This window comes from Rhodococcus sp. NPDC057014, assembly GCF_042673295.1.
Classification (GTDB): domain Bacteria; phylum Actinomycetota; class Actinomycetes; order Mycobacteriales; family Mycobacteriaceae; genus Rhodococcus_F.
This window is the reverse complement of the sequence record NZ_JBHUSF010000061.1, coordinates 1-15027: the sequence shown is the minus strand read 5'-3', so window position 1 is coordinate 15027 and position 15027 is coordinate 1. Positions and strand designations below refer to the sequence as shown.

Below are 15027 nucleotides of genomic sequence, written 5' to 3'. Positions count from 1 at the left end.
CCGTCCCCGCCCGAACTCAGAGGTCGAGTGCTCGGGCGAGGACGGGCCACGATTCGTGCAGGGCGTCTTGCCAGTAGCCCCACGAATGGGTGCCGGTGTCCCGGAAGTTCACGGTCGCGGGGATGCCGAGGGTGTCGAGCCGGTCGACCAGCCGGTGCGTGCAGTAGTTCGTCGCCGCCTCGATGACGCCGCCGATCACGATCTGGTCCGGGAGCGGCGGCGCCCCGACGGGGCGGACGGCGCCGAGCGATTCGTACGGTCCGGGCAGCCCACTGGCGTTGGAGATGTACAGCTCCAGCCCGCGGAGTTTGTCCGCGTTGACGTAGGGGTCGTGCGCCGTCCAGGCCGGGTCGTCGGTGGGGCCCCACATGTTCTCGGTGTTGCCGCCGCCCACCACCTCGACCACGAGCCGGACCAGGTTCTGCCCGACCGGGTCGCTCGTCATCGCGCAACCGCTGTACGACGCGACGCCCCGGTACAGGCCCGGTGCCTGGACCGCGAGGTCGATCACCGAGCCGGCCGACATCGACAGACCGCCGATCGCGTTCACCCCGTCGGCGCCGAGCGCGGTGTCGAGCACCGGGGGAAGTTCCTCGGTGAGGAACGTCTGCCACTTGTTGCGTCCGAGGACGGGGTCGTCGTTCCGCCAGTCGGTGTAGTAGCTGATGTAACCGCCGACGGGGATCACGACGTTCGCGTTCTTGTCGGCGAAGAAGTCGACGATGTCGGTCTGCCGAATCCAGTTGGCGCCGTCCTCACCGGCCCCGGCGCCGTTCAGCAGATACAGCGTGGGACGCGGGACGCTCGTGTCGGCGGGGCGCAGCACCTGCAGTTCCACGACCTCGTTCATCGACGGCGAGTACACGAAGACGTTCCAGCGACGATCGTCGATCTTCTCGATCCGGTCGAGGCTGCCGGACGCGCTCGGCGCCACCACCGCACCACCGTCGGCGGGCTCGGCCGTCGCCACCGGGCCGGGCAGGCCCAGGAATGCGGCGACGACAATGATGCCCGCGGTGAACAGTCTCATCGGTCGATCTCCATTCTCGAAACGTGATGCGCGCCGTCGGTGAGGTAGTCGGCGAGCAGCGGGCCGATCACCCGGACCGCGGCAGGTTCGGTGATCTGCCAATGATCCGACTCCACCGGGTGATTCGTGATCCGGCCGTTCACCCAGGGGCGCCAGGTGCCGACCGCTCGCCGCAGCGTCGGGTCGTCGTGCGCCGCCGTGAAGAACAGCACGTCGCCGTCGAACAACCCGGGCCGGTAGTCGTGCATGAGGCCCGCGTTGTGGTGCGCGGCCGCGGTCAGGCGGCGCACGTGCTCGGGGCTCAGGGCCGACAGCACGGCGGCCGTGTCCTCGCCGTCCCCGGGTGCCGGCTGTTCGGTGATCTCCTGCGACTGCTGCGTCTCCGCGAAGCTGTCGATCATCACCAGTGTGCCGACCGCGTGTCCGGACTGCTGCAGTTGCACCGCCATCGCGTGGGCGATGACGCCGCCGATCGACCAGCCGGCCAGATGGTAGGGACCGTCCGGCTGAATCCGCCGGACCTCGGCGAGATACCGGGCGGCGAGTTCCTCGATCGAACCGGGCAGCACCTCTCCCGCGACGGCCGGGGTCTGGATGCCGAACACGGGCCGGTCCTCGTCGATGTGTTCCGCGAATCTCGTGTAGCACCACGACAGTCCGCTGATCGGGTGGATCCAGAACACCGGTGTGCCCGTGCCGCCGGCGCGGATCGGGAAGACCACGTCGAGGGCGGTGTCCCCGGTGTCGCCGCCCGCCGCGTCCATGCGCGCGGCGATCGCGGCCGGTGTCGGCTCCGTCATCAGCCATTGCAGCGACACGGTCACTTCGCTGCTTGCCCGCAGCCGGCTCACCGCCCGCATGGCGGACAGCGACGTGCCCCCGAGGTCGAAGAAGTTGTCGTCGGCGCCGACCCGGTCGATCCCGAGGACCTCGGCGAAGACCGTCGCGATCGCGCTCTCATGCCCCTCGGCCGGCGGACGGTATTCGGCGGCAACGAAATCGGGTCGGGGCAGCGCGTCCCCGTCGAGCTTCCCGGTGGGGGTGAGCGGGACGGAATCGATGCACACCACCGCCGACGGCACCATGTGCGTCGGAAGGAACTCGGACACGAACGCGCGAATCCGCGCGGGGTCGGGGGCCGAGGCCGCGGCGGGGACCACGTACGACACGAGCACCGTGTCGCCGGACGGCCCGCGGCGGCCGAGGGTGATCACGTAGTCCACGTCGGGGTGTTCGAGGACGGCGGCGTCGATTTCGCCGAGTTCGATGCGATAGCCGCGGATCTTCACCTGATGATCCGAGCGTCCGCTGTACTCCAGTTCTCCCGCCGCGTTCCAGCGGACGACGTCACCGGTGCGGTACATGCGGTCGCCGGGGGCGCCGTGGGGGTTGGCGATGAACCGTTCGGCGGTGAGGCCGTGCCGGGCGTGGTAGCCGCGGGCCAGTGCCGGTCCTGCGACGTACAGTTCGCCGGAAACCCCGGCGGGGACGGGACGCAGACGCGCGTCGAGGACCATGACCTCGAAGCCGCGCACCGGGTGCCCGATCGTGATCGGCTGCCCGGCGGTGAGGTCGCCGACGGTGGAGATGTCGGTGGCCTCGGTGGGTCCGTAGCCGTTGAGCATGGTGCGGCCGGGTTGCCAGCGGGCGACGAGTTCGGGGGTGCACGCCTCGCCGCCGACACCGAGGACGCGCAGTTCCTCCAGGCCCGCAGGGTCGATCGACGACAGCATGGCCGGGGTGATCAGCGCGTGCGTCACGTGCTCACCGCGGACGAAGGCCGCCAGTTCGTCCCCGCCGATCACGGTCGGCGGGGTGATCACCAGCGTCGCCGCGGCGGACAGGGCGGACATCATCTCGCCGACCGCCATGTCGAAGCTGGGCGACGTGTTGTGCAGGAACCGCGACGACTGGTCGACGCGGTAGTGCTCGCGGCGTTCGGTCGCGAGGTTCGCCAGCCCGCCGTGGGTGACCACGACGCCCTTGGGCCGCCCGGTGGAGCCGGACGTGTAGATCATGTACGCCGGATTCTCGACGCGCACGGGCCGCGCGCGTTCCGCATCGGTCACCGGGGTGGCCGGTGCGGCTTCGAGTGCGTCCGCGAGTTCGTCGAGGACGAGCCAGGACACGCTGTCCGGCAGGGCGTCCCGCTCCCCGTCGACGGTGATGCCGAGGGCGGCACCGGAGTCGAACAGCATGTGGTCGATGCGGTCCATCGGGTACGTCGGATCGACCGGAAGGTACGCGGCACCGGTCTTGGCCACCGCCCACACCGACAGCACCGATTCCACCGACCGCGACAACGCGACCGCGACAAACGTTTCGGGACCCACACCCCGCGCGAGCAGCAGCCGGGCCAGCCGGTTCGACCAGGCGTCCGCCTCGCGGTACGTCCAGTCGCGCCCCTGCCAGGACAGCGCGATCCCGTCGGGGGCGGAAGTCGCTGCGGCGTCGATGATCCCGGCAAGCGTGGCCGGCGCGGCGGCCGGCCGACCGCGGACGGGGGCGAGGGCCGCGCGTTCGTCGGCCTCGAGGATCTCGATCCGGCCGATCGGTGCGGCGGGGTCGGCGACCAGCGCGGCGAGCACCTTCAGCAGCCGTGCGCGGAGCGCGGTCACGTACTGCGCGTCGAACACGTCGGTGTGATACCTCAGCGTGAACCGCAACCCGTTGTCGGCGAACACCGTCAGGGTGAGCGGGTAGTGCGTGGCTTCCTCGCCGGACACGCCGAGGACGGTCATGCCGTCGATCGACGTCACCTCGGCCAGCGCCGCGGTGTCCACGGGATACGACTCGAACACCGTCAGCGTGTCGAACAGCGCACCGCTGCCGGTGGTCTGCTGCACGTCGCTCAGGCCGAGATAGTGGTGATCGAGCAGGGTCGCCTGTTCCCGCTGCACCCGGATCAGGAGGCCGGCCGCCGACTCGTCCGGATCGACCCGCACCCGCACGGGCAGGGTGTTGATGAACAGGCCGACCATCGACTCGACGCCCTCGAGCTCAGCGGGCCGCCCCGACACCGTCGCCCCGAACACGACGTCGTCGCGGCCGAGCATGCGGGACAGCAGGATTCCCCACGCGGCCTGCACGAGCGTGTTGAGCGTGACACCGAGTTCCGCCCCCAGCGCGGTCAGTTGTGCGGACAGTTCGACTCCGGCGTCCGCGTCCACCGCGACCACCTGTGCGGGCCCGGGTAGTCCGGGACCGTCGGAGGCGACGAGCGTCGGCTGTTCGACGCCGGTCAGTGCCTCGGCCCACACCTGCCGGGACGCGGCCCGGTCGCGCGACGCCAGCCACGACAGGAACGCGCGGTACGACGGCACCCGTGGCAACACGGAACTGTCACCCCGCGTCGCGTACAGGACCAGGAGTTCCTTCAGCAGCAGCGGCATGGACCAGCCGTCGACGAGGATGTGGTGCAGGGTGACGGCGAGCGCGTGGTGCCCGTCGCCGTCGTCGATCAGCGTGAACCGCAGCAGCGGGGGCGACGCGAGATCGAAGCGGCGTTCGCGGTCGGCGACGAGCGCCTCCTCCCGCGCAGTCACCCGGTCGGTCGCGTCCACGGACCCGAGATCGACGGTGCGCCACGGAATCTCCACGCGGTCGAGGACCACCTGCACGAGTTCGCCGGTGCTCGCGCCGACGAACGCGGTGCGCAGGTTCGGGTGCCGGTCGAGCAGCGCGCAGATCGCCGCGCGCATCCGGTCGGCGTCCACGACGCCGCCGAGTTCGAGCACCGTCTGCGTCGTGTAGACGTCCACCGTGTCCTGCGCGAGCTGTGCGTGGAACGCGAGCCCGTGCTGCAGCGGCGACAGCGACCAGACGTCGGACAGCGCCTCGAACTGCTCTTCCCACAGTTCGAGGTCCCGCTGCCCCACCAGGACGAGGGGCACGTCGGACGGGGTGAGCCCGCCCGCCGTTCCGCCGTCCACGTGCCCCGCGACCGCGGTGAGCGCGCGCGTCCACAGTTCGGCCAGTTCCCGGACGTCGGTATCCGACAGCAGTTCCCGGGGATACGAGAACGTGGCCGTCAGCCGGGATTCGCCGTCCACGCCGGTGACGATCGCATTGACGTCGAGAACGGCGGCGGCGGGCATGTCGTCGCTGCCGGCGCCGCGAAGGTCGTCGATGTCCGTGGCCGGGGTCCAGCCCAGGTGCGCGAACTCCTCCGGGATGTCCGTCTCGGAGACCCGGCCCAGGTAGTTGAAGCTGACCTGAGGGGTCGGGAGTTCCTGCAGCGCGGCGGCCGTCTCGGAGTTGAGATGGCGCAGCAGCCCATAGCCCAGCCCGCGGGCGGGCACCGCGAGCAGGTCCTCCTTGACGGCCTTGACGGCGCGGGAGGTGTCGGCCGTCCCCGCCAGGGCGGCGTCGACGTCGATTCCGCCGAGGTCGAGACGAACCGGATAGACGCTGGTGAACCACCCGACCGTGCGGGAGAGATCGGCGCCGGGCGCCGCCTGCTCCTCGCGTCCGTGGCCCTCGAGTTGCAGGAGCAGCGACGGCTCCTCGATGCCCCGGCGCCGTCGCCAGGCGCTCACGGCCAGGGCGAACGCGGCGATCAGCCCGTCGGCCACACCGCCCCGGAAGGCGGCCGGAACGGACGTCACGAGTGATCGTGTCACCGACGCGTCGAGTTCGACGCGCACGTGGTCCACGGTCGCCAGGACGTCGAGGGCCGGGTCGAACGGCCGGGACCCGAGCGTCGGATCGGGACCGTCGAGAATCCGCTGCCAGAGAGGAAGCTCCGCAACACGTTCCGGGCTGCGCGCACACTCGGTGAGGGCGTGCGCCCACCGCCGCATCGACGTGCCGACCGGCGGGAGCGTCGCGGCACCACCGGACGAGATCTGCGCCCAGGCGGCGATCAGATCCGGAATCAGGATGCGCCACGACACGCCGTCGACCACCAGATGGTGGGCGGCGACGATCAGACGGCCGCTGCGTCCGGGTGCGCCCACCGGGTCGAGCCAGACGCACTGCAGCATGATGCCGGCCCGCGGATTCAGGCGGCCCAGCGCCGAATCTAGTTCCCGGCCTGCCGGTTCGGTCGGATCGACACGCGGATCCCAGTCGACCCGGTGCACGAGGGAGGCGACGTCGACCGCGCCTGCCGGTGCCACCTCGAGCCCGTCGTCGCCGACGAGGCGGGCGCGCAGCATGTCGTGGTGATCGATCACGGCGGACAGCGTCGCGAGCAGACCCGCCCGGTCGATGCCCACCGGCAATTCCAGCGCGACCGACTGCGAGTAGCGGTCGAGGGTGCCCCCGCGCTCGGTGACCAGACGCATCACCGGGGTGAGCGGCAGCGAGCCGACACCGCCACCCGGAAGTTCCTCGAGCACGACGGGTTCGGTGTCGGTGGCCCGGGCCGCGACCTGTGCGAGGGCGGCAACGGTCTTGTGCTCGAACACGTCCCGGGGCGAGACGATCAGACCGTGGGCCTTCGCCCGCGACGCCAGCTGGATCGACGCGATGCTGTCGCCGCCCAGGCCGAAGAACGAATCGTCGACGCCGACCGTCGGGACGCCGAGGAGTTCGGCGAACACGGCCGCCAGGACCTTCTCGGTGTCGGTGACCGGCGCGCGGAACCGTGTGGTCGTGGTGACGAACACGGGCTCCGGCAGCGCCGCGCGGTCGAGTTTCCCGTTCACCGTCACCGGCAGCGCCTCGATCACCACGTAGGCGTCCGGGATCATCGGCGCCGGCAGGGTGTCCTCGAGGTGGCGCCGGACCATGTCCGTGTCGACTCCGTGTCCGGCGGCAGGCACGAGGTAGGCGGCGAGACGCTGACCCGACGGGGTGTCGTGGACGACGACGGCCGCCTGCGCCACCGTGTCGTGCCGGGACGCCGCGGACTCGATCTCCCCCAGCTCGATCCGGTTGCCGCGGATCTTCACCTGGCTGTCGCCGCGGCCGAAGTACTCCAGTCCGTGCGTTGCGTTCCAGCGGACGACGTCGCCGGTGCGGTACATGCGGTCGCCGGGGGCGCCGTGGGGGTTGGCGACGAAGCGTTCGGCGGTGAGTCCGTGCCGGGCGTGGTAGCCGCGGGCCAGTGCCGGTCCCGCGACGTACAGTTCGCCGGAAACCCCGGCGGGGACGGGACGCAGACGCGCGTCGAGGACCATGACCTCGAAGCCGCGCACCGGGTGCCCGATGGTGATCGACTGCCCGGCGGTGAGGTCGCCGACGGTGGAGATGTCGGTGGCCTCGGTGGGCCCGTAGCCGTTCAGCATGGTGCGGCCGGGTTGCCAGCGGGCGACGAGTTCGGGGGTGCACGCCTCGCCGCCGACACCGAGCACCCGCAACTGCGGGTGTCCGCCCGGATCCATCGTGGCCAGCACCGCCGGGGTGATCAGCGCATGCGTGACCCGCTGACGGTCCAGGAGCGCGGACAGGTCGTCGCCGCCCACGATCTCGGTCGGGGTGATCACCAGCGTGGCGGCGGCGCTCAGGGCCGACACCATCTCGCCGACGGCCATGTCGAAGCTCGGCGACGCCTTGTGCAGGAAGCGGGACGACTGGTCGATGCGGTAGTGCTCGCGGCGTTCGGCGGCGAGGTTCGCGATGCCGCCGTGGGTGACGACGACGCCCTTGGGCAGACCCGTCGAGCCGGACGTGTAGATCATGTACGCCGGATTCTCGGCGCGGACCGGGCGGACCCTGTCCATGTCGGTGATCGGTTCGGCACCCGCGGACTCGTGCCGGGCGGTCACGTCGGCGGTGTCGAGGGTCAGCCACACGACGGTGTCCGGCAACGCGGCCCGCTCACCGGACAGCGTGACACCGAGCGCGGCGCCCGAGTCGGTGAGGATGTGCGCGATGCGATCCGCCGGGTACGTCGGGTCCACCGGCACGTACGCGGCACCCGTCTTGGCGACCGCCCACACGGACAGCACCGATTCGAGCGAACGCGGGAGTGCCAGGGCCACGAACGATTCCGGACCCACGCCGTGCTCGAGCAGCACCCGGGCCAGGCGCGTCGACCACTCGTCCGCCTCGCGGTACGTGTACTCCCGGCCGTTCCAGCTCAGCGCGGACGCGTCCGGGTCGGTGCGGATGGCGGTGTCGATCAGGCCGTCGAGGGTGACCGGGGGCGCCGACGGCACACCTCGAACGGGGATCGCCGCCCACTCGGCCGGATCCAGGAGGTCGATGTCGCCGACGACCGTGCCCGGGTCGGACACGGCCGCGTCGAGGACACGGACGAACCGCCTTGTGAAGTCCTCCGCGGTCGTGCGGTCGAAGAGGTCGGTGGCGAAGCGCAGCGCGCCCGACAACCCGCCCGGCGATTCGCCCTCGGACACGACCAACGCGAGATCGAACTGGGCGGTGTCCGTCTCGAACGGAACGGGTTCCACGGTCACACCGGGCAATGCGAAACGGGTGACGCCGCGGTGCTCGAATGACAGCGCCACCTGGAACAGTGGGGTGTGGGCCTGCGTGCGGGCGGGGGCCAGGACGTCGACGAGCCGCTCGAACGGGATGTCCGCGTGACCGTACGCGCCGAGGTCGGTGTCGCGCACCCGCGTCAGGAGTTCGGCGAAACTCTCGTGCGCCGTGACGTGCGTGCGCAGGACCAGGGTGTTGACGAACATCCCGACCAGGTCGTCCAGGTGCTGCTCACCGCGACCCCCGACCGGGGTGCCCACGGCGATGTCGGACGTCGACGACAACCGCGACAGCACGACCGCCAGCGCCGCATGCAGCACCATGAACACCGTGGCGCCGTGATCGCGGGCCGTCTTCTCGAGCGCGGCGGCGGTGGCCGCAGGCACGTCGAAGCGCACGGTGTCGCCGCGCTGCGAAGGCACGGGCGGGCGCGGCCGATCGGTCGGCAACTCCACAAGGTCCGGCAGCCCGGACAGCGTCTCGGTCCAGTACCGGATCTGCCGAGCGGACAACGATTCCGGGTCGGTCTCGGAGCCGAGTGCCGCATGCTGCCAGATCGCGAAATCGGCGTACTGCATCGGCAGCGGTGACCAGTCCGGCGCCCGGCCCGCACTTCGGGCGGTGTAGGCGACCATGACATCGCGGGCGAGCGGGCCCATGGACACGGCGTCGCCGCTGATGTGGTGCACGACGATCACGAGCACGTAGTCGTCGACGGCGGTGCGCAGAAGCCTTCCCCGGACGGGGATTCCCGCGGTCACGTCGAAGCCGCCGTGCAGGGTGCGGCGAACCTCGGCCGGAAGGTCGTCGGCGGTCACGTCCACCGGGGTGAGATCGAGGTCGACCCGGGCTGCGGGCAGGATCACCTGCACGGGGCCGTCGCCGTCGTCGGGGAACACGGTGCGCAGCGACTCGTGGCGTTCCAGCACGTCGTGGACGGCGGTGTGGAGGGCCGCGACGTTCAGGGTCCCGGTCAGCCGGATCGCCAGCGGCAGGTTGTAGGCAGCCGAGTCGGGATCGAAGCGGTTGAGGAACCACATCCGATTCTGCGCCGGCGACAGCGGGATTCGCTCGGGACGCGGGGCCGCCACGAGGGCCGTCCCGCCACCCGCGCCGGCGAGCCCGGCGACGCGGGCGGCGAGTGCTTCGACGGTGGGGTTTTCGAAGAGTTCGCGGACGGGGATGCGGGTGTCGAGGGCGCGGCCGAGGCGGGCGGCGACCTGGGTGGCGATGAGGGAGTTGCCGCCGAGGGCGAAGAAGTCGTCGTCGAGTCCGATGGGTTCGACGCCGAGGACGTCGGTGAAGGTGTGGGCGACGGTGGTTTCGGCGTGGGTGGTCGGTGCCCGGAAGGTGCGGGTTTCGAATACCGGTGCGGGGAGGGATTTTCGGTCGAGTTTGCCGGAGGTGCCGAGAGGAAAGTTGTCGAGGGTGAGGATGGTCTCGGGCAGCATGTAGGTCGGCAGGGTCTGCGCGATGTGGGTGCGCAGAGCGTTCGTGTCGAGGTTCGTGCCGGTGGTGGGGACGATGTAGGCGGCGAGGTGGTCGCCGGTGGGGGTGGGGACGACGAGGACCGCGGCCTGCGACACGCCGGTGTGGGTGAGGAGGGCGGTTTCGATTTCGCCGAGTTCGATCCGTTGGCCGCGGAATTTGACCTGGAAGTCGGTGCGGCCGATGTAGTCGAGTTCGCCGGTGGTGGTCCAGCGGACGAGGTCGCCGGTGCGATACATGCGTTCGCCCGTGTCGGAATACGGGTCGGCGACGAAGCGGTCGGCGGTGAGGTCGGCGCGGCCGTGGTAGCCGCGGGCCAGCTGGACGCCGGCGAGGTAGAGCTCGCCGGGGACGCCGGTGGGGACGGGGTGCAGTCTCGAGTCGAGGACGTAGGTGCGGCTGTTCCATTCAGGGGTGCCGATGGTGACGGCGCCGCCCTCGGGGGTGTCGGTGACGTCGGCGTAGGTGATGGAGACGGCGGCTTCGGTGGGCCCGTAGAGGTTGTGGAGGCGGGCGGTGGAGATGCGGGTGAAGTCGTGGACGGTGGCGGCGGGCAGCGCCTCCCCGATCACGAACACGTGTTGCAGGGACGTGATCTGCTGTGGATCCACGGACTCCGCGAACACGGAGAGCATGGACGGGACGAAGTCGGTTGCGGTGACGGCGTATTCGTCGATCAGCTCGGCGAGGTACTGCGGGTCGCGGTGCCCGTCCGGAGTCGCGACGACGAGGGTTGCGCCGGAGGCCAGGGGTAGGAAGTAACCCCACAGTGACACGTCGAATGTGGTTGCGGTCTTCTGCAGATACACGTCGCCGGCGCCCAGCGGATACTGGTTCGCCATCCAGGCGATCTGGTTCACGATGGCGCGGTGGGTGACGGTGACACCCTTCGGCTTGCCGGTGGAACCGGACGTGAAGATCACGTACGCGACACCGTCCGGGCGCACCGTCGCATTCGTCAGCGGTGCGAAGGAGATGCCGTCGACGTCGAGGTTGTCGAGAAGGAGGACGGGCCTGTCGCTCGCAAAGGCGTCCCGGGTGGTGGACAGGACGCAGATCGGGTTGGCGGCGTCGAGGATGTACCCGATGCGGTCGGTGGGGTGGTCGGGGTCGACGGGTACATAGCCGGCACCGGCGGTGAGGACGGCGTACATGCCGACGACGAGGTCGAGGGAGCGGCGCATGGCCAGGGCCACCAACGATTCCGGTCCCACACCCTCGGCGATCAGTACCCGCGCGACCTGGTTGACCCGGTTCGCGAACTCCCGGTAGGTCAGCGATTCGCCCTCGAAGACGACAGCCACGGCTTCCGGCGTCCGGCGAACCTGATCGGCGAAGGCGTCGAGCAGCAGGGCGTCGGGAAGCGGATGGACCGTGCGGTTGCGAATGTCGACCAGTTCGTCGTATTCACCCGAATCGAGCAGCGGCACGTCACCGACGGGTGTGGTCGGGTCGGCGGCCACGGCCCGCAGGATGCGCGTGAACTGTTCGGCGAACGTGGCGACGGTCGAGGCGTCGAACAGGTCGGTGGAATAGGTGAACGACGCGTGGATACCGCCCTCCGCCTGCTCGGTGAGCGTCAGATGCAGATCGAATTCGGCGGTCTGCAGCTCGGCCGGGACGGTCGAGACCACGAGTCCGGGCAGGTCGAACGTGGCGGGGGCGTGATTGTGGAACGACAGGGCCACCTGGAACAGCGGGTGCCGACCCTGGGAGCGAACCGGATCGAGTACTTCCACCAGCCGCTCGAACGGAACGTCGGCATGCGAGAACGCACCGAGGTCGGCGTCGCGGGCGCGCTCCACCAACTCCTCGAACGTGGCCGCCGGGGTGACGTGGGTCCGCAGGACCAGGGTGTTGACGAACATGCCCACGAGGTCGTCGAGGGCCTGCTCGCCGCGACCGGCGACCGGAGTCCCGACCGCGATGTCCGCAGTGTTCGACAACCGGCTCAGAAACACCGCGTAGGCGGCGTGCACGGTCATGAACAGGCTGGCGTCGCGAGCGGCCGCGAGTTCGCGCAGCAACCCGTGCGTGTGGGCGTCGACGGCGAACGTCAGTTCCCTGCCGCGGTGCGACTGCCGACGCGGGCGCGGCCGGTCGGTGGGCAGGGTGAGCTCGTCCGGCAGATCGGCGAGAGTGCGTGCCCAGTAGTCGGTCTGGCGTGCAACGAGCGACGCGGGATCGTGCTCGTCGCCGAGCAGGTCGCGGTGCCAGAGGCTGTAATCGGCGTACTGGACCGGGAGCGGCGACCACGCGGGCACGTCCTGCTGCGCGCGGGCGGTGTAGGCGAGCATCACGTCGCGGGCCAGCGGCGCGAGCGAGAAGCCGTCGGCGGCGATGTGATGGACCACCACGACGAGGAGATGCTCGTTCTCGGACACCGCGAACAGACCGGCGCGCAGAGGAGCTTCCGCGGTGAGGTCGAATCCGGTGGTCGCGAACTCGACGGCACGTTGCAGTGCCTCGTCTTCGTTCACGGCGAGCACGGTCAGGTCCGGGAGCGCCGATTCGGGGGACAGCAGGATCTGGTGGGGCCCGGTGGGTGAATCGGGGTAGATCGTGCGCAGCGCCTCGTGCCGGTCGAGGACGTCGCCGAGCGCCGCCCGCAGCGCGGAGACGTCGAGCGTCCCGGTCAGGCGGAGGGCGAGCGGCAGGTTGTCGACGGCGGAGGCCGGGTCGAAGCGGTTGAGGAACCACACTCGCGCCTGCGCCGGGGACAGCGGAATCCGGTCCGGTCTCGGACGTGCCGCGAGGACCGGGCGGTCGGACGTGCCCGCGGTGTCGACGGCGGCGGCCAGGGCCGCGACGGTGGGCGCATCGAACAGGGACCGCACGGACAGGGAGGTGCCGGTGGCCGCGCGGAGGCGGGCGATCACCTGCGTGGCGGACAGGGAGTTGCCGCCGATCTCGAAGAAGCTGTCGTCGGCGCCCACCCGGTCGACGCCGAGGATGTCCGTGAACACCTGCGCGACAAGCAGTTCGGATGCGGTCGACGGCGCCCGGAACTCCGTCCGCGCCGCGAACGTCGGCGCGGGCAGTGCCGGGCGGTCGATCTTGCCGGCCGGGGTGAGTGGAATGGCGTCGAGTACGGTGACGGTCGCCGGCACGAGCGCGCGGGGCAGGACTTCGGCCGCCGCCGCCAGGATGTCGGAGACATCGGGGCCGGTGCCCGGCGCGGGCACGACATAGCCGACGAGTTGATCGCCGAGCCGCGGATGGTGGTGGACGGACGCCGCCGCGGCGACCACGTCGCGATGCCGGGACAGCGCGGCCTCGACCTCGCCGAGTTCGAGGCGCAGGCCCCGCAGTTTCACCTGGGCGTCGGCGCGGCCCACATATGTGAGCTGCCCGTCGGCGCGCCGCCGCACCAGGTCGCCGGTCCGGTACATCCGGGACCCCTGGGGACCACAAGGATTGGCGACGAACCGGTCCGACGTCAGGCCGAACCGCGCGTGGTAGCCGCGGGCGAGGCCGGGACCGGACAGATACAGCTCACCCGTGACACCCTGCGGCACCGGCCGCAGCCGGGAGTCGAGGACGAGTGCCTGCGCGCCGTCGAGCGGGCTGCCGATGGTGATGTCGGCGCCGGGGGTGAGCGGTTCACCCATGGTGATGACGATGGTGGTCTCGGTGGGGCCGTAGCTGTTGAAGAACCGCCGCCCCGGGGCGAACTGCTCGACCAGTTGCGGCGGACACACTTCACCCCCGACGACGACGGTGCGCAGGTCGTCGAGCCCACTCGCGTCGACGGTGCTCAGCGCGGCCGGGGCGGTGAGCACGTGGGTGACACGCTGCTCGCGGAGCAGGGCGGTGAGGTCTTCGCCACCGACCACGGACGGCGGTGCGATCACGAGGGTGGCGCCGGCGCTGAACGCCTGGATCATCTCGAACACGGAACCGTCGAAACTCGCCGACGACAAGCGGAGCACGCGGGACTGCGCCGTGGTGCCCAGTTCCGGGCGCGCCTCCGCCGTGAACGCACTGAGCCCCGTGTGGGTGACCGTGACGCCCTTGGGAGTTCCGGTGGAGCCGGACGTGTAGATCAGGTACGCCGGATGCGACAGGCGCAGCGGCGTCGTGCGGTCGCGGTCGGTGACCGGCGCGGCCGACGCGCCGTGTGCGGCGTCGTCCAGCAGCAGCCATTCGGTAGCACCCGGCAGCACCGCCGCGGTGGCGGTGTCGGTCAACCCCAGCGTCGCACCCGAGTCGGACAGCATGTGCTCGATGCGTTCGCGTGGGTAGCCCGGATCGACGGGGACGAACGCGGCGCCCGTCTTGGCCACCGCCCACACGGCGACGGCGGCCCGCGCCGTCCGCGGAAGCGCCAGCGCCACCACCGTTTCCGGCCCGGCGCCGTGCGAGATGAGCACTCGCGCCCACTGGTTCGACTGCGCGTCGAGGTCCGCGTAGGAGAGTTCACCCTCCTCCGAGACGAGGGCGATCCCGCCGTGTCCGGCTCCGCGGGCGAAAATGTCCGGCAACGTCCGTGCGGCCACGGCGGAGGGTGCGGGCAGCACGGTCAGTGCGGCGCGTTCGTCGGCGTCCAGTAGGTCCACGTCGCCGACCGCGCGCCCCGGTTCGGTGATCGCGGCCCGCAGGATCCGTTCGAAGCGGACGGAGAACGAGTCGATCGTGTCGCGGTCGAAGAGGTCGGTGGCGAACGTCCACGACGCCGCCATTCCGGCGCCGTCCGCGCGGAGGGTCAACTGCAGATCGAACTTCGCGGGCACCACACCGAGGTCCATGGCGGACACGGACAACCCGGGCAGGGTGAGCTGGTCCACGGTCTGGTCCTCGAGCGACAGCGCCACCTGGAAGATCGGCGAATACGCCTGCGAGCGTGTCGGTTGCAGCAGGTCGATCAGCCGCTCGAACGGCAGGTCGGCGTTGCCGTACGCCGCGAGATCGGTCTCCCGGACGTGCCCCAGCACCTCGGCGAACGAGTGCGCCGGATCGATGTGGGTCCGCAGCGCGAGGGTCCCCACGAACATGCCCACCAGATCGTCGAGCGCCTGCTCGCCGCGCCCCGCGACGGGAGTGCCCACCACCACGTCCGTGGTGGCGGCGAGGCGCGCGAGGAGGGTGGCGAGGGCCGCGTGCGCCACCATGAACCGGCC

General features: G+C 70.8%; 2 protein-coding genes. Both read right to left on the bottom strand.

The genetic code is table 11. The annotated features are described in order from the left end of the window. Positions 1–16: 16 nt before the first annotated feature. On the bottom strand, positions 17–1030 hold the full coding sequence (locus ACFTZB_RS14990) for an alpha/beta hydrolase (RefSeq protein WP_378432595.1): 1014 nt from the start codon (positions 1028–1030) through the stop codon (positions 17–19). Beyond that, complete coding sequence (locus tag ACFTZB_RS14985; protein ID WP_378432593.1) at positions 1027–15018, bottom strand: amino acid adenylation domain-containing protein; 13992 nt, start codon at positions 15016–15018, stop codon at positions 1027–1029. Before ACFTZB_RS14985 ends, ACFTZB_RS14990 begins: the two co-directional genes overlap by 4 nt. Positions 15019–15027: the final 9 nt, after the last annotated feature.